The sequence below is a fragment of the Actinomadura syzygii genome (assembly GCF_008085905.1).
In the GTDB taxonomy this organism is placed as follows: domain Bacteria; phylum Actinomycetota; class Actinomycetes; order Streptosporangiales; family Streptosporangiaceae; genus Spirillospora; species Spirillospora syzygii.
The window spans coordinates 229,666-250,397 of the sequence record NZ_VSFF01000003.1; the positions used below are offsets into that span (position 1 = coordinate 229,666).

The 20,732-nt window shown below is 75.4% G+C and carries 19 protein-coding genes; 11 read left to right on the forward strand and 8 right to left on the reverse strand.

Features of this window, described 5'->3' with window-relative positions; genetic code table 11:
• Positions 1–58: 58 nt before the first annotated feature.
• On the reverse strand, positions 59–772 hold the full coding sequence (locus tag FXF65_RS08145; protein ID WP_148349112.1) for a spermidine synthase family protein: 714 nt from the start codon (positions 770–772) through the stop codon (positions 59–61).
• A 173-nt stretch (positions 773–945) separates the two neighbouring features.
• Between FXF65_RS08145 and FXF65_RS08150 the strand changes: the two genes are divergently transcribed.
• The gene (locus FXF65_RS08150) at positions 946–1,467 is read left to right on the forward strand and encodes a GNAT family N-acetyltransferase (protein ID WP_222868432.1); all 522 of its coding nucleotides are present in this window, start codon (positions 946–948) and stop codon (positions 1,465–1,467) included.
• A 42-nt stretch (positions 1,468–1,509) separates the two neighbouring features.
• On the opposite strand, the gene FXF65_RS08155 is transcribed toward FXF65_RS08150, so the two are convergent.
• Positions 1,510–2,379 carry an SDR family oxidoreductase gene (locus FXF65_RS08155; protein WP_148349113.1) on the reverse strand — a complete coding sequence of 290 codons (870 nt, stop codon included), beginning with the start codon at positions 2,377–2,379 and terminating at the stop codon, positions 1,510–1,512.
• Between the two features lie 337 nt (positions 2,380–2,716).
• Between FXF65_RS08155 and FXF65_RS08165 the strand changes: the two genes are divergently transcribed.
• Entirely contained in the window at positions 2,717–3,754 is a 1,038-nt protein-coding gene (locus FXF65_RS08165) for a S1C family serine protease (protein ID WP_222868433.1), read from the forward strand.
• Positions 3,755–4,013: 259 nt separating this feature from the next.
• On the opposite strand, the gene FXF65_RS08170 is transcribed toward FXF65_RS08165, so the two are convergent.
• Positions 4,014–5,045 (reverse strand): Rv2578c family radical SAM protein, encoded by a 1,032-nt coding sequence (locus tag FXF65_RS08170; RefSeq protein WP_187412172.1) that lies wholly within the window; start codon positions 5,043–5,045, stop codon positions 4,014–4,016.
• 164 nt (positions 5,046–5,209) lie between these two features.
• Between FXF65_RS08170 and FXF65_RS08175 the strand changes: the two genes are divergently transcribed.
• From FXF65_RS08175 to FXF65_RS08185, 3 genes are all read left to right on the forward strand, one after another.
• Positions 5,210–6,994, forward strand: a complete 1,785-nt coding sequence (locus tag FXF65_RS08175; RefSeq protein ID WP_187412173.1) for a glycoside hydrolase family 10-like protein — start codon at positions 5,210–5,212, stop codon at positions 6,992–6,994.
• Between the two features lie 52 nt (positions 6,995–7,046).
• Positions 7,047–7,244 (forward strand): DUF3040 domain-containing protein, encoded by a 198-nt coding sequence (locus FXF65_RS08180; RefSeq protein ID WP_067886258.1) that lies wholly within the window; start codon positions 7,047–7,049, stop codon positions 7,242–7,244.
• 513 nt (positions 7,245–7,757) lie between these two features.
• Positions 7,758–8,507, forward strand: a complete 750-nt coding sequence (locus FXF65_RS08185; protein WP_148349114.1) for an ATP-binding protein — start codon at positions 7,758–7,760, stop codon at positions 8,505–8,507.
• Between the two features lie 209 nt (positions 8,508–8,716).
• On the opposite strand, the gene FXF65_RS44445 is transcribed toward FXF65_RS08185, so the two are convergent.
• Positions 8,717–9,844 carry a helix-turn-helix transcriptional regulator gene (locus FXF65_RS44445; protein WP_222868434.1) on the reverse strand — a complete coding sequence of 376 codons (1,128 nt, stop codon included), beginning with the start codon at positions 9,842–9,844 and terminating at the stop codon, positions 8,717–8,719.
• 92 nt (positions 9,845–9,936) lie between these two features.
• Entirely contained in the window at positions 9,937–12,750 is a 2,814-nt protein-coding gene (locus FXF65_RS08195) for a hypothetical protein (RefSeq protein ID WP_148349115.1), read from the reverse strand.
• Positions 12,751–12,981: 231 nt separating this feature from the next.
• Here FXF65_RS08195 and FXF65_RS08200 point away from each other — a divergent pair, with 231 nt between their 5' ends.
• Entirely contained in the window at positions 12,982–13,983 is a 1,002-nt protein-coding gene (locus tag FXF65_RS08200; RefSeq protein ID WP_148349116.1) for an EamA family transporter, read from the forward strand.
• A gap of 46 nt (positions 13,984–14,029) precedes the next feature.
• On the opposite strand, the gene FXF65_RS08205 is transcribed toward FXF65_RS08200, so the two are convergent.
• A complete protein-coding gene (locus FXF65_RS08205) occupies positions 14,030–14,800 on the reverse strand; it encodes an ABC transporter permease (protein WP_148349117.1) in 771 nt (256 codons plus the stop codon).
• Positions 14,801–14,833: 33 nt separating this feature from the next.
• Positions 14,834–15,913, reverse strand: coding sequence for an ATP-binding cassette domain-containing protein (locus FXF65_RS08210; protein WP_148349458.1), 1,080 nt, complete (start codon positions 15,911–15,913; stop codon positions 14,834–14,836).
• Positions 15,914–16,015: 102 nt separating this feature from the next.
• Between FXF65_RS08210 and FXF65_RS08215 the strand changes: the two genes are divergently transcribed.
• Both FXF65_RS08215 and FXF65_RS08220 read left to right on the forward strand, forming a co-directional pair.
• A complete protein-coding gene (locus FXF65_RS08215; protein WP_148349118.1) occupies positions 16,016–16,714 on the forward strand; it encodes a TetR/AcrR family transcriptional regulator in 699 nt (232 codons plus the stop codon).
• Positions 16,715–16,809: 95 nt separating this feature from the next.
• Positions 16,810–17,184, forward strand: coding sequence for a YybH family protein (locus tag FXF65_RS08220; RefSeq protein ID WP_148349119.1), 375 nt, complete (start codon positions 16,810–16,812; stop codon positions 17,182–17,184).
• A 23-nt stretch (positions 17,185–17,207) separates the two neighbouring features.
• On the opposite strand, the gene FXF65_RS08225 is transcribed toward FXF65_RS08220, so the two are convergent.
• Positions 17,208–18,350: an alkene reductase gene (locus FXF65_RS08225; RefSeq protein WP_148349120.1), complete on the reverse strand. Its 1,143-nt coding sequence runs from the start codon at positions 18,348–18,350 to the stop codon at positions 17,208–17,210.
• 69 nt (positions 18,351–18,419) lie between these two features.
• On the opposite strand from FXF65_RS08225, the gene FXF65_RS08230 reads away from it, so the two are divergent.
• The 3 genes from FXF65_RS08230 to FXF65_RS08240 all read left to right on the forward strand — a co-directional run bounded on the left by FXF65_RS08230 (position 18,420) and on the right by FXF65_RS08240 (position 20,725).
• A complete protein-coding gene (locus tag FXF65_RS08230) occupies positions 18,420–19,313 on the forward strand; it encodes a sigma-70 family RNA polymerase sigma factor (protein ID WP_148349121.1) in 894 nt (297 codons plus the stop codon).
• A 96-nt stretch (positions 19,314–19,409) separates the two neighbouring features.
• Complete coding sequence (locus tag FXF65_RS45810) at positions 19,410–19,970, forward strand: YdeI/OmpD-associated family protein (protein WP_148349122.1); 561 nt, start codon at positions 19,410–19,412, stop codon at positions 19,968–19,970.
• Positions 19,971–20,152: 182 nt separating this feature from the next.
• Positions 20,153–20,725, forward strand: a complete 573-nt coding sequence (locus FXF65_RS08240; RefSeq protein WP_148349123.1) for a dihydrofolate reductase family protein — start codon at positions 20,153–20,155, stop codon at positions 20,723–20,725.
• Positions 20,726–20,732 lie beyond the last annotated feature (7 nt).

Below are 20,732 nucleotides of genomic sequence, written 5' to 3' on the forward strand. Positions count from 1 at the left end.
GCGCACCCCTTGACACCGGCCGGGCCGGCCGCCCTCGCGGGGTCGGGCGCCGTGGGGGTCAGGCGGTGCGGCGGGGGCGGCGGGCGAGGTAGACGACGTCGGGCTCACCGCGCGGCACGGGCACCGGCCGCGCCTCCACGGCGGCGAACCGGTCCCGCAGCAGCGCCTCGAACGCGGGGTCGGCGGCGGCGCTCCAGACGGCGAGCGTCCCGCGGCGGGTGAGGCGGGCGGCGAGGAGGTCCAGCCCGGCGGGGGAGTAGAGGCGGGCGTTGCCGGGGGTGACGGTCCAGCCGGGCCCGTTGTCGATGTCCAGGCACAACGCGTCGAACCGCCCGCCGCCGCCCGCCGGGACGGGTTCGGCCGCGACGGGTCCGGCGAGGACGTCGAGCAGGTCGGCGCAGCGGACGGTGACGCGCGGGTCGTCCACCGCGCCGCGCGACCAGGGCCGCAGGACGCCGCGGTGCCAGTCGACCACGGCCGGTTCGCGCTCGACGACCGTGACGTGCGCGACCTCGGGGAGGTCGAGGGCCTCGGCGAGGGAGAACCCGACGCCGAGCCCGCCGATCAGCAGCCGCACCGGCCCGTCCAGCCCGTCGACGGCGGCGCGGACCAGCAGCCGCTCCGACGTCCCGTCCCGGGTGTCCATCAGGAACACGCCATTGCTGATGATCTCGTAGTCGTCGCCCGCGCGGCGCAGCACGAGCTCCCCGCCGACCCCGTCGGCGCGCTCGACCACGACCGGCCCGCCGGACGTCCCCGCAACCACTCCCATGCCCGCACCCTACGACGTGCCGAGCCGCCCCCGGACCCGCCACGGGCAACCGGCCGTCCCCTCTCGGCACCGGCCGCACCCGCCGCCATCCAGCCCGCCCGCCAGGCCCTCCGCCGACCTGGCTCGGGTAAGGGCTGGCGGTCGGGACGGACGGCGGCCTACGGTGAGTCACCGTGGACGATCTTGTGCGGTTGCGGCCCGTGGCCGAGGACGACCTCCCCTTCATCGCGGCGCTGCGCACCGACCCCGACCTGTGTGGACCGTTCCTGTGGGAGGGCTGGCGCGACCCGCACCGCTTCCGCCGCCGCTGGGAGGACGACGGATGGCTCGGCGACGACACCGCCCTCCTGATCGTCGCGCGCGGCGCCGATGCCCTCGGCCTGGTCTCCTACCGGCGCGTCGAGATGGCCGGACCGGTGTGGTGCTGGAGCATCGGGGCCCTGCTGGCGCCCGAAGCCCGCGGCCAGGGCCTCGGAAGCCGCGCGCAGCGCCTTCTCGTGGAGTACCTGTTCGGCTGTACCCTCGCGCACCGGATCCAGGCCGAGACCGACGTCGACAACATCGCCGAGCAACGCGCCCTGGAAAGTATCGGCTTCACCCGCGAGGGCGTCCTGCGCGCCTACTCCTTCCTCGGCGGCCGCTACCACGACGAGGTCGTCTACAGCATCCTGCGCACCGAAGTCTCCCCACCCTGACCTTGCGCCATGCCCCCGGGCGGCTACAGAGCGCCGGTTCGCCTAACGGAAGTCGGCGGCGTGGTCGAGCGCCCATTCGTCGAAGCCGATCGCGGGGCGGCCCAGGACCTCCTCGACGGTGGGTGTGGCCGGTGAGTTCCCGGCGGCCGCGTCGTCCAGGAACCGCAGCACCGCTTCGCCTTCCCACCCCTCCATGAACTGCGAGAACCACCGCATCGCGGCCCCGCGGGACAGCTCCTCCACCGAAATCGGCTCGCCGACAGCGCGGCCGATCGCAGCGACCTGGTCACCCTGGGAGATCCGAGCCGGACCGGTGAGCAGACCGCTCGCCACCGGCTCGGAGGCACCGGTCAGCGCGGCGCAGGCGACGGCGGCGACGTCCCGCTCGTGGATCGGCGCGGTCAGCGCATCCGGCCGATACAGTGCCACGCTCCCGGCGGCGCGGACCTGGTGCGCCCAGCAAAGTGCGTTGGTCGCGAGGACGAGCGGACGGATCGGCACCACCACCACATCCGAGGCGGCGGCGAACGCGGCCTCCACCTCGCGGTGCTTCTCGGTGATGGCGTTGCCCGCCGAGGTGGGATGGACCACGCTCCCCGACGACAACAGCACGACGCGCCCCACCCCGGCCACCCGAGCCGCCTCGACGACACCGCCGACACCCTCATGCTTGGCATAGAGGAACACCTGCCCGGCCCCCTCGAACGCGGGGGAAAGACTCGCCGGGTCGGTCAGGTCCGCGGCAAAGACCTCGACGCCGTCCGGAAACTGACCGGACTCCAGCCGCCGCGCGGACGCGCGGACCGGGACGCCTTCGGCCAGAAGCCCCTGAATGACGAACCTGCCGACGCTCCCGCGAGCACCCATCACCAAGGTGGGCCTGCGATCAGAATGTGCCACGACCGGCTCCAATGCACGTAGTCCCTACGCGCCACGGAGACCCGGACCGGCCGGCGGGGCGTTCCGACGCAGCACCCCACCACCGGCAAGCATAACTCCGGTCGACGTCGATCAGGCGCTAGCCAACAGGCGTGGGAACACCACTTCCCGTTCTGGGGTTACCGTGTAACGATGTAATCATCTGGGAGGTGTGATGATCTCCGACCCCCATGACGACGCCACCGACCGCCCGCAAGAACGTCCGCAAGAACGTCCGCAGGACCGCCTACAGGAACGTTCACAAGACAGCCCGCAGCGACGTTCCGGAGACGGCCGCTCCGTCGACGGCCGTTCCGCGGACGAGGGGGCGATGGACGAGGGGGCGATGGACGAGGGGGCGATGGACGAGGGGGCGATGGACGAGGGGGCGATGGACGAGGGGGCGATGGACGAGGGGGCGATGGACGAGGGGGCGATGGACGCCTACTCGCGTGTCGTGTCCGCTGTCGCGCGGGAGCTGACGCCTCGGGTGGCGGCGTTGCGTGTCCGGCATCCGCGTGGTGAGGGCGCCGGGTCGGCCGTGGCGTTCACCGGTGACGGGTTCCTGCTCACCAACGCCCACGTCGTCGGGGACGCCTCCGGCGGGCAGGTCGCGTTCGCCGACGGCGCGACCGCCCCGTTCAGCGTCGTCGGCACCGACCCCCTCTCCGATCTCGCGGTCGTCCGCGCGGACGGCCCCGTCCCCGATCCGGTCACCCTCGGCGACAGCGACGACCTGGTCGTCGGGCAGCTCGTCGTCGCCGTCGGCAACCCCCTCGGCCTCGCCGGGACGGTCACCGCGGGCGTCGTGTCCGCGCTCGGCCGGTCCCTGCCCACGCGGCAGCCCACCCGCACCGGGACCGTCGCCCGCGTCATCGAGGACGTCATCCAGACCGACGCCGCCCTCAACCCCGGCAACTCCGGCGGCGCGCTCGCCGACTCCCGCGGCCGGGTCGTCGGGGTCAACACCGCCGTGGCGGGGATCGGCGTCGGCCTCGCCGTCCCGATCAACGCCACCACCCGCCGCATCATCGGCGCCCTCATCCGCGACGGGCGGGTCCGCCGCGCGTACCTCGGGCTGGTCGCCGCGCCCGTCCCCGTCCCCGCCGCCATGCGGCCCCGCATCGGCCAGGACGAGGCACTGCGCGTCGCCGAGGTCGTCCCCGGCAGTCCCGCCGACCGGGCCGGGCTCCGTCGCGGCGACCTGGTCCTGACCGCCGGCGGCACGCCCGTCTCACACGCCCAGTCGCTGCAGCGGCTGATGTTCGCCGAGGCGATCGGACGGCCCCTCCCCATCACCGTCCTGCGCAACGGCGCCATGGTCGACGTCATCGCCGCCCCCGTCGAACTCGACGCCGAACACGCCTGACCCGGGACCGAACACACCCGACCCCCAGCCCAAGCCCGGCCGACCGGCCCAACCTCGCCCTACCGGACCGCCCACACCCCGACCGGCCCGAACACACCGACCTTCGCGCCCGCCACCTCTGACCGCGGCCCCGCCAGGCGAGGCGTCCCCCCCACCCACAAGGCGTGGCGTCGCACCCGCCACGCCTGGCGGGGCGCCGTCAGGCCCGACGTCAGGCATCATGTGGCGCCTGACGTCGCGCTATCGCGCGTGGCTTCGGTCAGAGCAGTGTCAGCTGCCGTGGTGGCGCGGAGGGCGGGACCGGCTCGGCGACGGGCGGGGGCGCGCGGCGGCCGGTGATGCCGTACCGGTCGGCCAGGTCGCGGACGCGCCGGGACACCCGCTCCTGGTACTCGCGGGGCGCGTAGGAGCCGCCCCGGTACAGCCGCGCGTACGGGACGACCAGCTCCGGATGGTGCTCGCGCAGCCACGCCATGAAGTGCTCCCGCGCCCCCGGACGCAGATGCAGCGTGATCGCCGACACCGACGTGGCGCCCGCCTCGGCGATCGCCCGGACCGCCGCGTCCAACTGGGCGGGGGAGTCCGACAGGTAGGGGATCACCGGGCCCATCAGCACCCCGCAGCCGATCCCCGCCTCGTTCAGCGCCGCGCACACTCCCAGGCGGCGGCGCGGCGGCGGCGTGCCCGGCTCCACCAGCCGCCACAGGTCGGGGTCGACCGACCCCACCGAGACCGCCGCGCCGACCGTGGTGCGCTCGGCCGCCTCCTGCAGAAGCGGCAGGTCCCGCAGGATCAGCGACCCCTTCGTCAGGATCGAGAACGGGTTGGCGGCGTCCCGCAGCGCCGCCAGGATCCCCGGCATCAGCCGGTAGCGGCCCTCCGCGCGCTGGTAGCAGTCGACGTTGGCGCCCAGCGCGATGTGCTCGCCCCGCCACCGCGGCGACGCCAGCTCCGCCCGGACCCGCTCGGCCGCGTTCACCTTCACCACGATCCGCGAGTCGAAGTCTGCGCCCGACCCGAGGTCGAGGTACTCGTGGGTCTTGCGGGCGAAGCAGTAGACGCAGGCGTGCGAGCAGCCCCGGTAGGGGTTGACCGTCCACCGGAACGGCATCCGGGACGCGTCCGGCACCCGGTTCACCACGGTCCGCGCGCGGACCTCGTAGAAGGTCATGCCGCGGAACTCCGGCGTGTCGAACGTCCGGGCCACCGCGCGCCGCTCGATCAGCGGCACGCCCGCGCCGGCGTCGGCGTCGCCCGCCTCGCCGTCCAGCCGCAGATGGTCCCAGCGCACACCCCACCCCTCTCGAACGTGTGAGCGAATCCGCGCGCCGCCAGTATGGAACACCTGTTCGATGATCGCAATTCGCGGGCGGGACGAACACGCACGTTGTGGGATAACACGGGCATCTCGGTTTGGGCCGAAGCATCGCGACCCGTGCGTAACAATGGGCCGCTATGGCATCGCGATCCACGATCACGACGACGGCAGCCGAGTCCCCGAACGAGCCCCCGAACGGGCGCGCCGCGAGCGGCCGGGCGGGTGGCCGGTCACGCGACGGCGGCGCGGCCCCGGTCCAAGCCACGGCGGGGCTTCTCGGCGCGCTCCGGGCCCGCGGCGCCGCGGGGCTCGCGGCCGGGCTCGCGGCGGGCGCGGTCGCCGGATGCGGCATCCCGGCGCTCGGCGGCTCGGGCGAGTCCGGCGCCGGGACCGGAGCGCCCGTCCCCTCCGGCGCCCCCGCCGAATGCCCGCGCGTCGGCCCGCCCCCCGCGTCCGGCGGACGCGACCTGCGCGCCATGTGGATCGCCACCGTCGGCAACATCGACTGGCCGAAGAACCCCCGCGCGTCCGCCGACGAGCAGAAGAAGCAGTACGTCCGCCTCCTCGACACGGCCGCCGCGATGCACATGAACGCCGTGTTCGTGCAGATCCGCCCCAACTCCGACGCGTTCTACCCGTCCCCCTACGAGCCGTGGTCGCAGTGGATCACCGGGACGCAGGGCAAGGACCCCGGCTACGACGTCCTGGCGTTCATGCTCAAGGAGGCCCACGCCCGCAACCTGGAGTTCCACGCCTGGTTCAACCCCTACCGCGTGTCCCGCCAGGACGACGTGAAGAAGCTGTCGCCCAAGAGCCCCGCCCGCCAGCACCCCGACTGGGTCCGCAAATACGGCGGGGGACTGTGGTACGACCCGGGCCTGCCGCAGGTCCGCGACCTGGTCACCAACGCCGTGCTGGACGTCGTCCGCAAGTACGACATCGACGCCGTCCACTTCGACGACTACTTCTACCCCTACCCCGAGGGCGGCGAGTTCCCCGACGCCGCCACCCACAAGACCTACGGCGCGGGCATGAGCAAGGGCGACTGGCGGCGCGCCAACGTCAACACCCTCGTCCAGTCTCTGTCGAAGCGGATCCACGACGCCAAGCCCTGGGTCCGGTTCGGGATCAGCCCGTTCGGCGTGTGGCGCAACAAGAGCACCGACCCCGCCGGGTCGCCCACCAGCGCCCTGCAGAGCCACGACGACATCTACGCCGACACCCGCACCTGGATCAAGAAGGGCTGGCTCGACTACGTCACCCCCCAGCTGTACTGGCCGATCGGCGACCCCCGCGCCGACTACGCCAAGCTCGTCGCCTGGTGGGCCGCGCAGGTCAAGGGCACCCGCGTGCAGCTGACCATCGGGCAGGCCGCCTACCGCGTCGGCGAGGACGCCACCTGGCGCAACCCCGCCGAACTGTCGCGCCACCTCACCCTCAACGCCAAGTACCCGCAGGTCCAGGGGGACGTGTTCTTCAGCGCCTCCGACATCGCCGCCAACCGGCGCGGGTTCGCCGCCCGGATCCGCGCCGACCACTACGCGAGGCCCGCGCTCCGCCCCGTCGTCGACGGCCGCGGAGGCGCCGCGCCGCCCGCCGTCCAGAACACCGCCGCCGCCCCCGCCGACGGCGGCCAAAGCGGTGACGGTGTGAAGGACGTGAAAGCCGTGAAGGGCGTGAAGGTCACCTGGCGGGCCTCCGAGGGCGCCGCGTCCTACGGCGTCTACCGGGTCGACGGCAAGGGCCCCGCCTGCGCGGCCGTCCGGCCCGCCGACCTCGTCGCCGACGTCCGCGGCGGCGGGATCGTCGACCCGTCCGCGAAACCGGGCCGCACCTACACCTACTACGTCACCGCCCTCGACCGGCTCGGCCACCAGAGCGGCCCCGCACGCGGCGCAACCGCCACCGCACCCCAGGGATAATGATCATGTTCGGGGGGGAGGTACCAGACACCTGACCCCCGGAGGTACGAGCATGTCGCTGTCGATGGAGGAGCAGCGGATCCTCTCCCAGATCGAGGTCCGCCTGAGCGAGGACGACCCCCGGCTGGCCCACCGGCTCGCCCGGCTCGGCACGCGCCGCCGCCGCGCCCGCACCGTCGTCATCGCCGCCGCCGTCATCGTCGTCGTCCTCGCCGCGATCGCCGCGCCGGTCATCGCGGCCGTGCTGTGACACCGCCGCCCCGCCGCCGCGGGCGCCGCAGCGACCCCGCTCCCAGACCCCCGTGACCCTCCCCTACCCCGGGGGCGGGCGACCGTGCCCGAACCCCGCGGAGACGCGAACGCCGATGCCCCGGCGAGGACAGCCTCGCCGGGGCATCGGCGTTCAAGCCGGTGTGGTGGTCGCCTCACGGCGAAAGGCACAACGAAGCTCCAGCCCGGACCGCATGGGACCGGCGGTATTCCCCGAAGGCATCAGGTAGAGCCCGGGGGACACATGCCACACCGACCCACCCACTGTAACGGCTCCCAGCCACTGCCTCCTCCACCGCGTCCCCCCGAGCACCGATCACCTCACCCCCGAGTGACGCTTCCCCTACGCCTGCGCACCGCCACGACGGACAGCGCGTCCCTGCATATGACCTGAATACGACCGAACGCGGCAAAGGGGCCGGCGGGGGACGCCCACCCGATGCCGCGCCGCGACCCGGCACGAGCACCAGCAGGGGGACGAGGAGACGGGGACGTGAACACCACGGGGACCGGGACCAGACCACCCACCAACGACACAGGCACAGACACCACCGGCGAGACCACCTTCGACGACACCAATGGCGACAACTTCGACAGCGACCTCGACGACAACTTCGACGACGACCTCGACAGCGACCTCAGCGGCGACCAGCTAAGCCGCTCCATCGGTCGCGACACGGGCGGCAGCTCCAGTCCCGGCGGCGGAGTGCACGGCGAGCCGCGCGGGGCCCCGGGCGGCGGCTACGGGGTGGGCAGCGAAGCGGGCGGGGACGGCCGGGCGGCGGGTGAGCGGACGTGGGAGCTGAGCCCCGGTGCCGACGCCGCGTCACGGGCCCGCGCGCTCACCCGCCACGCCCTGCGCGAATGGCACGTCACCGGGCCCGCCGACGCCGACGACATCATCCTCATCGTCGACGAACTCGTGACCAACGCCGTCGTCCACGGGGACGGGCCCGTCCGCCTCACCCTGCGCCTGGACGACCCACTCGACGGCTCGCCCGGCCGGCGCCGCCTCACCGGCGACGTCCACGACGACGGCGCCCGCACCCCCGCCGAGGCGCCCGCCCCGCCGACCGGCGCGCAGCCCCCCGACTGGTCCGAGGCCGGACGCGGACTCCTCCTCGTCGCAGCGCTCGCCACCGCCCACGGCACCCGCCCCGACCCCGCCGACAGGACCGGAAAGCCCGGCAAGACCGTCTGGTTCACCCGACTCCTCGCACCCGCCACCCACAACCCCGCCTGACCAGCCTCAGCCCACCCGGCCAGGCCCACCATCGGCCTCAGCCCTCGCCACGATCGTGGCCTTGTCGCTGTCGAGGAGCCCGATGCACCATCCCGTACCGGTACGGCCCTGAGCGCCCAGCGGGCGACGGGCATGCGTGGGCGTGCAGGACACGGGCGGTGGGTGCGCACGGCGGGGTGCCCGTGGGCCCCACTGTGGGTGGAGGCGGGTCATGCCTGGAGGGGGCAGCGGTCTATCAGCCAGACCTCGCCTTCGTCGTCGGTGAAAGGTTCGGGCGGCTCGTCGGTGAGGCGGTCCAGGTGCCATTCGATGTGGGCGAGGGGGCCGCGCCAGCCTGCCAGGAGGTCCGCCAGAGGGCGCGGCGGACCCGGCGGGCCGTAGGGGCGCGGGTCGGGCAGCTCCTCCTCCCACAGCGCGTCGTCGCAGTCGGCCGCCCAGTGCGCGAGCGACGCCAGGACCTCCTCCAGGTCGCGGACGAGGTCGCCCAGCGACCGCAGCGCCATCGCGTCCTGGATCATCCGCTCCCGCGCGTCGTAGGGCAGCTCCCGGTCGAACACCGGCGGGAAATCCGGACGCCGCCCCGCCAGCACCGGGTCCTCGCCGGTCGCCGCCGCGCGGACCGCCGCCGCCTGCCACCGCGTCCACTCCGCCAGATGCCCGAGGACCGTCCGCAGCGACGCCGCGCCCGCGCCGCCGCCCGACCGGACCTCCGCCGCCGCGTCCCGCAGCCGCGACCGGACGAACTCCACCCGGTCCAGCGTCCACGCGCGCGCCCGGTCCGCCCCCGCCGGGCCCCGCGGCCCCGGCCCCGACCGCGTCCGCGGACGCGGCATCGGCGCCCGCAGCGCCGCCAGCAGATCGTCCAGGTCGCGGACCTCCGCGCCGCGCCCCGACAGGAACGCCGCGCCGATCCGGTCCAGCCGGAACATCCGCGGCCCGTCCCGCATCCGGCACCACCCCACCAGGTACTCCCCGTAGGGGGCCGTGACCAGGCCGTGCGCCTCCACGTCGCGGAAACTCCGCGCCCCCGCCTGATCGGTGTAGGCCAGCCGGACGATCCGCCGCGTCCGGACCGCCTCGCCCAGCGTGTCGCGCACCGGCCCCATCAGCGACCCGACCTCGCTCAGCGGCTCAGGCTCCGGCGCGGCGCGCAGCACGTACCCGCGGCCCTTCTCAGCCCGCACCGGCAGGCCCCCGTGCGTCAGCAGCTCAAGGTCGCGGCGGACCGTCCGCGCGCTCACCCCCAGCCGCGCCGCCAGCGCCGCCGCGTCGAGCGGCTCGGGGGACGCCGCGCGCAGCTCCGCGACGAGCGCGAGTAACCGGTCAACGCGATCCACCCACCCATCGTGACCGCGCCCACCGACATTTCCGCCGTCCCCGCAGGGCTCCAAAACCCTTACGGGGTCGGTGATTCCGACGCCCGCGCAGGTCAGGTGCCGGACAGCTCCGCCGCCAGGCCCTCGAAATCGGCCGCCGTCAGCGACAGCGCGCTCCCGATCGCCCGCGTCGCCTCCGCGCTGCCGAGATGCCGCGTCGCGGCCCGGTCGAGGTAGGCCTCGACGAGCCGCGCGCCGGTCAGCCGGCCGCGCGGGCGCAGGGTGCCCACGTCCCGGTCCACCACCGCCCACGCGTCTGCGCCGAGTCGCAGCCGGCGCTCCTCGGCCAGCAGCCCCACCAGCGCCGACCGTGACGCCGCGTCCGACAGGTCCGGCAGCCGCACCGCCCGCAGGTCGGTCACCAGCTCCGGCGACACCGCCGACAGCTCACCGACCCGGTCCGGCTCGCACGTCGCCAGCAGCGCCGTGTCGTTCACGCCCTCCAACCGCGTCCGGTACAGCGCGGACGCGTACGCCGGGCCCTGCGCCTCGTCCAGGATCAGGCCGTCCAGGCCGTCCAGCAGCAGGACGTGCCCCGCGTGCTCCTCCAGCGCCGCGCGGAGCCCGTCCGGGCCGTGCTCGCGCAGGTCCTCGGCGTGCGCGGAGCGGACCTCGCCGCTGGAGGCCTCCACCTCCGCCAGCGCCGCCGCGACCATCCGCGCCAGCCGCCGCTGCCCGCTGGACGGCGTCCCGATCAGCAGCAGCGCCGGGGCCGACGCGCTCGACACGTCCTGGCCGCGCAGCCGGCGCGCCCACTTCCCGCGCCGCCGCACCTCCGTCACCACCCGCTCGATGTCGTCCGCGCCGCACAGGAACCGGATCCCGTACGCCTCGGCGACCTGCGGGCTCTGCTCCGGGACGGGCGCCGCCCGCAGCGGCGGAGGCGGCTCGGGCACCGGCGCCGGCGGCCGCGGCAGATCCGCGGGCCGCTCACCCGCCCGCTCCCCGGCAGGCGCAGACGGCACGGGTGGCGCGGACGGCGGGGGCGGCGGCGGGACGGGGCCCTCCGCGCCCGGCCACGCCGGACCCCGGTCGAGCTGGGTCTTGAACGCGTCGGTGTCCAACTGCGTGTGCTGCGGCTCCGACGGCCACACCGGCTCCGCGGGCGCGGGCGGCGGAACGGGCGGAGCCGCGACGGGCCGGGCCGGGACGGGCGGCGGGGGAGGGCCGTCGGCGGTGGTCGCGTCCGGCGACGGCCACGCCGGGGCCGGGTCGTCCACCGGACGCGACGGCTCCGGCACCGGCGGCGCCTGGAACGGCGGCGGGGACGAAGGCGGCGGCTCCGGAGCCGAGGGCGGCGGAACCGGCGGGGCGGACGGCGGCGGAACGGGCGCGACCGCGGGCGGCGGGCCAGGCGCGTCCCGCGCGGGCTCGGGCACCGGCGCGACCGGCTGGTCGGCGCCCGGCTCGGCGCGCCCGGCGGCCAGGTGCGCGCGGGCGGCCTTGATGATGTCCCACGCCGACAGCTCGTCGGTGGACGGCGGCGTGTGCAGCGCCGGGGACGTCAGCTCCGCCGCCACCGCCTGGGGCACCGCGAACCCCGTCGCCGGGGGCGGCACCTGCGCCAGCCGGCACCACGTCAGCCCGAGCGTGTAGGTCGTGGCCAGCAGGGCTGCCAGCGCCTCCGCGGGCGGCGCGGCCCCTGGTACCGCGGTCTGCGTGCCGCGCAGCGCGTCCGGCAGCCGCCCGTCGCGCGGCCACAGCACCCGCAGCGGGTTCGCCGGGTCGGCCAGCACCGCCTGCAGCGTCCGGGCGCTGTCGGGGTCGAGCCACTGCTGCACGGCGGCGAGCGCGCCCGGCGCGGCCTGCAGGTCGGCGGCCAGCACCGCGACGCCCGCGCGGCGGACCTCGTCGTGGCCGCGGCCCGGCGCGGCCGGCCGCGGCCCGGTCAGCTCCGCGACGATCTCCTGCAGGTCGTACAGGGCGAGGCGCAGGTACTCCCCGGGCGCGGTGTCGCGGACCATCGGCGTCGCGAACTCGGCCGGGCAGCGCCGCCGCCACTCCTGCACGATCGCGCCCGGCCCGTACCGGACGGTCGCGAGGTCCTGGTTGACCATCCGCAGCGACGCCGCCGTGATCGCCGCGAGCGCGTCCGCGCCCGGACGGAACCGCGGGTCGCCCCGCAGCCCGGCCGCGACCTCGTACATCACCCGGGCGACGTGCGCGGCGCCGCCGCCGTCGCCCGCGCCGAGCCGGTGCACGTAGTACCCGGCGAGCGTCGCGAAGTCGGGCGGCATCATCCAGTGCAGTTGCTCGGCCGACGTCGTCAGGAACGGCACGAACGACTCGATCAGCGGATGCTCGGTCAGCGCCACCGGCGACCCCGCGCACCACAGCAGCGCCCCCCACGCCGCGGCGACCGTCGACGGCGTCCCCGGCTGGAACATCGGGTCGTGCTGGGCGAACTGCTGCGGGTCGACCGCCAGCGCCGTGGTGAGGGCCTGGGAGATCCCCGCCACCACCGCCGTGTCGGGGACGGGCCCGAGGAACCCCAGCGGCGCGACCCGCCCGGCCGACAGGTCCGGGCCGGTGGGGAACAGCTGCGGCGGGACGGGCGGCGTGCCCGCCCCGCGCGGCGCGGGCACGGCGACGCGGCGGTCCTCGAACGCGGCGGGCGGCGGGCACGGATGCCACGCGCCGTCCAGGCCGCACCGGTACCAGCGGCCCCACGCCCCGTAGAGCCACCACTCCCCGGCGCCCCACAGCATCCGCGCGGCGATCTGCGCGGCGCGGTCGGCGGGCTGGGCCGTCCGCCACCACGGGGCGGCGACCAGCTCGCGCACGTTGCCCTCGACCGACGCGAACAGGTCCCCGCTCGGGCCGCCACCGGTTCCGCCGGGCCCGCCCCCGGCCGCCTGCCAGCTCATCCGGCGATAGTAGTGGCCGCGGCGCCGCGCCCGTGCGGCGTGCCCGGCAAGACGGCGCCGCCGGTCAGGACGCCTTCTCCGGACGGCTTCCCGGGCGCCGCGCGGCGGGAGCCTGCGGAGGTGCGGCGGCGGGTTCCGCGCCCCTTGTTGTAAGGAGTGTCCCTGCTGTACGTTCATTAACCGTTGGTTCCCCGGCCGTGCCGGGACGGCGGCGAGGATCGGGAGCGGGCGGTGGACGGTGCGGCGCGCACGCGCGCCTGGGGCGTGGGCCTCACGGTGTTCTCCTCGGTCTGCTTCGGCGCGTCCGGGCCGTTCGGCAAGGCCGTCATCGAGGGCGGGCTCAGCCCGCTGCAGGCGGTCTGGCTGCGGATGGCGGCGGCCGCCCTCGTCCTGGTCCCCCTCGCCGCGGTCCTGCGCCGCCGCGCCCTCACCCGCGGGCTGCGCCGCAACCTCGTCCCGATCGCCGCCTACGGCGTCGTCGGGATCGCGGGCTGCCAGGCGTTCTACTTCCTCGCCGCGTCCCGGCTGCCGGTCGGCGTGGCGATCCTGCTGGAGTTCTGCGGACCGGTCATGGTGCTGGCGTGGCTGCGGATCGTCCGCCGCGCCCCCGTGCACCGCACCGCGGCCGCCGGTGTCGCCGTCGCGCTCGCCGGGCTCGTCCTGGTCGTGCAGGTGTGGCAGGGCCTCAGCCTCGACCCCGTCGGCCTCGCCGCCGGTCTCGCCGCCGCCGCGTGCCAGGCCGCCTACCTCCTCATCGTCGACCGGCTCGCCGGACGCGTCGACCCGATCGTGCTCACCGCGTCCGGCTCCGTCGTCGCGGTCGCCGTGCTCACCGCGATCGCCGCGCCGTGGACGCTGCCGTGGGACGTGCTGCCCGCCGACATCGCCGTCGGCGGGCACACCGCCCCCGGCTGGGCCCTCGTCGCCTGGATCGGGCTCGTCAGCACCGTCCTCGCCTACCTCACCGGAGTCGCCGGGCTGCAGCGCCTGCCCGCGCAGGTCGGCGGCGCGATCTGCTACACCGAGGCCGTCGCCGCCGCGCTCATCGCCTGGGCCGTCCTCGGCGAGCACCTCACCCCCGCCCAGCTCGCCGGCGGCGCGATCGTGCTGACCGGCGCCTACATCGCCCAGCGCGCCGCCATCGCCCGGCCCGTCCCGCCCGCCGTCCTCGCCGCCCCGGCCGCGGCCACCGGAACCACGGCCGCCGGAACGACGGCCCCGGCCGGACGCTGATCCCGCCTCCCGAGCGGCGTTTCCGCGGACGGGGTCTCCCGGCGGGTCAGGTGTGCTCGGCGCGGAAGCGGCGCGCGCCGAGCGTCACCGACACCACCAGCAGCACCGCCGTGACCAGCGCGCCCTCCGCGACCGCCGCCGTGGCGTAGTCGCCGCGGAACGCCGCCCGCGCCGCGTCCACCACGTACCGGAACGGCGTCAGCCGCGACAGCACGTCCAGCCAGCCCGGCGCCAGGCTCATCGGCAGCAGGATCCCCGACAGCAGCAGCAGCGGCAGCGTCACCGCCGACAGCAGCGGCGCGAACGCGTCCTCGCTGCGCGTCCGCAGCGCCAGGACGTAGGACAGCGACGCCACGCTCACCGCCAGCGACACCACGAACACCAGCCCCACCGCCACGCCGCCCGCCGGGGCCCGCAGCCCCAGCGCCAGCCCGATCCCCACCAGCAGCACCGCCTGCGCGCCCACCACGGCGGTGTCGCGCAGCACCCGGCCCAGCAGCAGCGCCGTCCGGCTCACCGGCGTCACCCGCAGCCGCTCCAGCACCCCCGACCGCAGATCGCCGATCAGCCCGAACCCCACGAACCCGGCCCCGAACAACGTCAACTGGATCAGCACGCCCGGCACGAACGACTGCCACGCGTCGCCCGCCCCGAACCCGCGCACCTTCACCAGGTCCTTCAGCAGCGGGCCGAACAGCACCAGATACAGCAGCGGCTGCAGCGCCCCGAACACGATCGCGACCTTGCTGCGCAGCGTCTGCCGCAGACACCGCAGGAAGATCAGCCGCGTGTCGGACGCGGTCCGCGCGAGAGACATCACAGGACTCCTTCGAGACACGCCGGACGCCGCTCAGGCGGCCGACACGGAAGACGGACCGGACGAAACCGGACCGGGCGAGGCGGGACCGGACGGAGGCCGGGCGGGCCGATCGGCGGGCGCTGGGCCGGTCGGGTCGCGCAGGGAGCGGCCCGTGACGGCGAGGAACACGTCGTCCAGGGTCGGGCGCGACAGGCTCAGCGACGCCAGCTCCACGCCCGCACCGTCCAGCGCGCGGATCAGGCCCGTCAGCGCCTTCTCGCCGTCCTCGACCGTCAGCCGCACCACCCGACCCGACACCGCCGCCTCCCGTACCGCCGGATGCCGGGACAGCGCCTCCCGCACCGCCCCCGCCCCCTCGCCCGCCCTGTCGCCCGCCGTTCCCGCTCCGGACGCGGCCGAGCCGGCCAGTTCCAGGACGACGACGTCGCCCGCGACGCGGCGCTTCAGCTCGGCGGGCGTGCCCTCCGCCACGATCAGGCCCCGGTCGATGATCAGCAGCCGGTCGCACAGCGCGTCCGCCTCGTCCAGGTAGTGCGTGGTCAGGAACACCGTCGTGCCGTCCCCGTCGCGCATGGCGCGGATGTGGTCCCACAGGTTGCCGCGGCTGTGCGGGTCCAGGCCGGTGGTCGGCTCGTCCAGGAACAGCAGCGGCGGACGGTGCACCAGCCCGAGGGCGATGTCCAGGCGGCGGCGCTGCCCGCCCGACAGCGACCCCGACGGCCGTGCGCCCAGCCCGTCCAGGTCCAGGCGGCCGCACAGGTCGGCGATCCGCGCGGCGCGGTCCGGCACCCCGTACAGGCGGGCCTGCAGATCCAGCTCCTCCCCGGCGGGCACGGACGGGTCGGTGCCGCCGCCCTGCGCCACCACCCCGATCCGGCGCCGCACCCCGGCCGGGTCGGCGCGCAGGTCGCGGCCCGCGACGGTCGCCGTCCCGGCGGTGGGCGCCAGCAGCGTGGTCAGCATCCGCAGCGTGGTCGTCTTGCCCGCGCCGTTCGGGCCGAGGAACCCGACGATCTCGCCCGGCGCGACCGACAGGTCCACGCCGCGGACGGCCTCGACCGTCCCGTGCCTGCCGGTGAAGGTGCGGGCCAGCCCGCGCGCGTCGATCACGGTCACCTCCTGAGGAGCCAGGTGCAGAAGCATGCACACAGTAACCCCAAATTTGCAGTCACACCAAATTTTAATTGACACCAGTGAAGGTATATTCTCCGCATGGGAGACGAGATCGCGACCGGCGGGGAACGGGGGAGCGGGCGGGAGCTCGGGCTGCGCGAGCGCAAGAAGCGCGAGACCCGGCGCCGCATCGCCGACATCGCCACCGGGCTGTTCATCATGCGCGGCTTCGACAGCGTCACCATCGCCGACGTCGCCCGCTCCGCCGACGTGTCGGTCAACACCGTCTTCAACTACTTCCGCACCAAGGAGGACCTGTTCTTCGACCGGCAGGCCGAGATCGTCGAACGCGCCGCCGCCGCGTTCGACGAACGCCGCCCCGGCGAGAGCGTCGCCGCCCTGTTCCGCCGCACCTTCATGGAGGGCCTGGACGCCGGCGCCCACCAGACCGGGTTCCACGAGGGCTCGGAGACCTGGGCCAGGACCGTCCAGGACAGCCCCGCCCTCATGGCCCGCCAGCGCGAGATCGCCCGCCAGGCCCAGGACGCCCTCGCCGAGCGCCTCGCCGAGGCCACCGGCGCCGACCCCGACGACATCACCCCCGCGATCGCCGCCGCAATGGTGTTCGCCGCCGTCACCGGGCTGACCGACCACGTCGTCCGCCGCAAGATCGCGGGGGAGACCCTGGAGGAGATGCGCGACAGCGTCTACGCCAACGCCCGCCGCGCCTTCGACCTCCTCGAACACGGCCTCGGCGGGTACGCCGCCGCCCCACTCGACGGCACCCCCGAGTCATAACCCTCGCTTCTGGGTCGCAGAAGATCCATGTCTTGGACTTATCGGACGGCGGGCTGCACCCTGGAAGGGAGACACACCGAACCAGGGGAGCGACCATGACAGAGCGCGAGAAGGCCATGCGGCCCGAGGACATCATCCGGCTGTTCGTCGAACGGTCCAACGCCGGGGACGCCGCCGGCGTCGCCGCGCTGTACGAGCCCGACGCGGTCCTGGCCTACCCGCCCGGATCCCAGACCGTCGGACGCGCCGCCATCCAGGCCCTCTGGGAGAAGGTCCTTGCCGCCGGACCCCGCTTCGAGCCCGAGGAGCCGCTGCCCACCCTCGTCAGCGGCGATATCGCCCTCACCTCCACCCCGCCCCGCGACGGCGCCGGGGCCCGCGCGCAGGTCGTCCGCCGCCAGCCTGACGGGAGCTGGCTCCGCGTCCTCGACCAGCCCGAGTTCGTCCCCGTGCCCGGAACCGCGGACTGAGCGCCGGGACGGGGAACGCGCGGTCAGCCGGGCCAGATCGGGTAGTCGACGTAGCCGCGCGGGCCGCCGCCGTACCGGGTCCCGGGATCGTCGGACGCCGGCTCCACGCCCAGCGCGAACCGGGCCACCAGGTCGGGGTTGGCGATGAACGGCGACGCGAACGACACCGCGTCGGCGATCCCCGCCTCCACGACCGCGTTGCCCGACTCCCGGCCGAAGCCGTGGTTGGCGATCAGCGGCCCGCCGAACAGCCCCCGGAACCTGGCGAACTCCGCGAAGTCGGGGACGGCGCCCGGCCGCGGCAGCGCCCGCCCCCGCAGATGCAGGTAGGCCGGCCCCCGCCGCTCCAGCTCGCCCACCAGGTCGTCGTAGCGGGCCAGGGTCGCCTCGTCGGCGGTGTAGGGGTAGCCCTCCGCCGGGCGGTGCGCGTCGGCCGCCGTCCACCAGGGGGACAGCCGCACGCCCGTCCGCGCCGGGTCCCACGCCGCCGCGACCGCGTCCACCACCTCCAGCGGCAGCCGCGCGCGGTCCGCGCCGTACCCGTCGCGGCGCACGTTGAGCCGCGGGTTCAGGAACTGCGCGAGCAGGTACGCGCCGTTCGCGGCGACCTCCACCCCGTCGAACCCGGCGCGGCGCGCGTTGGCCGCCGCCGCCGCGTACTCGGCGACCGTCCGGTCGATGTCGGCGGACGTCATCTCCCGCGGCGTCACGGTCGGCCTGGGACCGGCGCCGGTCCGGCACGTCTCGCCCGGGTTCACCGGCGACGGGCCCGCGGGCCGGCCCCCGCCCAGATGGTCGGGATGGGAGTGGGCGCCCGCGTGCCACAACTGCAGGACGATCCGCCCGCCGAGCGCGTGCACCACCCCGGTGACCCGCCGCCACGCCTCCACCTGCGCCTCGGCGTAGATCCCCGGCACCCGCGGGAACCCGACCGCCCCCTCGCTCACCCACGCGCCCTCCGCCACGATCAGCCCCGCCGTGGCGCGCTGCGCGTAGTAGGCGGCGTGCAGGTCCGTCGGGACCCGGCCCGGTCCGGCCGCCCGCGCCCGGGTCATCGGCGCCATCACCACCCGGTTCGGCAGCGCCAGCCCGCCGAGCCGCACGGGCCCCAGCAGCGGCTGGTCCCGGCCGTTAGGCTGGTCGGGACGCCGTACATCTCGGAACATCGGTCTCCCTCTCCGTGCCGTCCATTCGATGCCACCGAACAGACGGACCCCGACGAGAAAAGGTGACCGATGTCCGAGCACGCCGCCCTGGCCGAACGGTTCCAGGCCCACCGCGACCGGCTCCGCGCGGTGGCCTACCGCATGCTGGGCTCCGCCGGCGAGGCCGACGACGCCGTCCAGGAGGCGTGGCTGCGCCTCACCCGCGCCGACCCCGCGCGCATCTACAGCCTGGAGGCGTGGCTGCGCACCGTCGTGTCCCGGGTCTGCCTGGACATGCTCCGCGCCCGCGCCGCCCGCCGCGAGGACCCGCTCGGCTGGCACTCGCCCGTCCAGGCCGAGGACGGCGACCCCGAGCACGAGGCCGAGCTGGTCGACTCGGTCGGCCGCGCCATGCTCGTCGTGCTGGACGCCCTCGGCCCCGCCGAACGCGTCGCGTTCGTCCTGCACGACGTGTTCGCCGTGCCGTTCGACCAGATCGCCGCCGTCGTCGACCGCAGCCCCGACGCCGCCAAGAAGCTCGCCAGCCGCGCCCGCCGCCGCGTCCGCGGCGCCCCCGCCGCGCCGCCCGCCGAACTCGCCGCGCAGCGCCGCGTCGTCGAGGCGTTCCTCGCCGCCGCCCGCGGCGGCGACCTGGACGCCCTCCTCGCCGTCCTCGCGCCCGGCGTCGTCCGCACCGCCGACGCCGCCGCGCTCGCCCCCGGCCGCCCCCGCACCGTCACCGGCGCCGCCGACGTCGCCCGCGAGATGCAGATGTTCGGGCGCCGCGCCCGCTACGCCGCGCCCGCCCTGGTCGGCGGCGCGGCCGGCGCCGTCCTCGCCCCGCACGGACGGCTCCTGCTCGCCCTCGCCGTCACCGTCCGCGACGGCCGCGTCGCCGCCTACGAGATGATCGCCGACCCGGGCCGGCTCCGCGCCCTCGACATCACCGTCCTGGACGACCGACACCCGCCCCGGCCCGCATAGGCTTCCGAGACCGGCCCAACACCGCCAGGAGACCCTGCATGCGCGCCCCGACCAGCACCGACGCCGCCGACGGCGGCGCCGTCCCCGGCCGCTGACATGGACGACCCGGGAAGCGCGCTGCACTTCGCCGACGCCGCCGAATGGGAGGCGTGGCTGGCCCGCCACCACGACGCCGGCACCGGAGCCTGGCTGACGATCGCCAAGAAGGGCGCGCCCGTCGCGTCCCTCACCATCGCCGCCGCCCTCGACGTCGCGCTGTGCTACGGCTGGATCGACAGCCACCGCAGGTCCCGCGACGAGCACAGCTACCTGCAGCGGTACTCGCGGCGCCGCAAGGGCAGCCCCTGGTCGGCGAAGAACGTCGCCAAGGCCGAGGCGCTGATCGCCGCCGGGCGGATGCGGCCGCCCGGCCTCGCCGAGATCGACGCCGCCCGCGCCGACGGACGCTGGGACGCCGCCTACGCCGCCCAGCGCGACGTGTCCGTCCCACCCGACCTCGCCGACGCGCTCGCCGCCCGACCCGGCGCCGCCGCCCGCTTCGACGCCCTCGACAAGACCGCCCGCTACCTGCTGATCCTGCCGCTGCTGAAGGCCCGCACCCCGGCCGGGCGCAAGGCCCGCCTCGACCGCGCGATCTCCGAGCTCCTCGACACCTGACCCCCGCCGCGCCCCGCCGCGGGCCGGGGCGGGCCAGGGCGTCCGCGCGTTCGCCGGTGTTCTGTCGGTGCCGCCGCATACTCTTCCGGAACCCGAGCACGACCGGGCACACGGCCCCGGAACCGGCGGGACGCCCCCGGCCACGGCGGCGACACGACAGGACGAGACCTTCAGGAGAACCGATGCGCACCTTGATCAGCACCGCCTTCGTCTCGCTCGACGGCGTCGTCGAGGCGCCCGGCGGCGAGCCCGGCTACCGCAACTCCGGCTGGACCTTCAAGCACGTCGACTTCCTCCCCGACGCGTTCGAGATCAAGGGCCGCGAGCAGCAGGAGGCCACCGCGATGCTCCTGGGCCGCGTCAGCTACCAGGCGTTCAGCCCCGTCTGGCCCGACATGGCCGAGTTCGCCGAGTACAAGACGATGCCGAAGTACGTCGTGTCGACCACCCTCACCGACGCCGACCTGGTCGACAACTGGTCCGAGACGACCATCCTGCGGTCCCTGGACGAGGTCGCCGCCCTGAAGGAGACCGACGGCGGCCCGATCATCGTCCACGGCAGCGCCGCCCTCAACCACGGCCTGTCCGACGCCGGGCTCATCGACCGCTACCACCTGCTGGTCTTCCCGCTGCTGCTCGGCGCGGGCAAGCGGCTGTTCAGCGACACCGACAAGGACGCGCAGAAACTGCGGCTCGTCGAGCACGAGGCCTACGCCAACGGCCTGCAGAAGAACGTCTTCGACGTCGTCCACTGACCGCCGC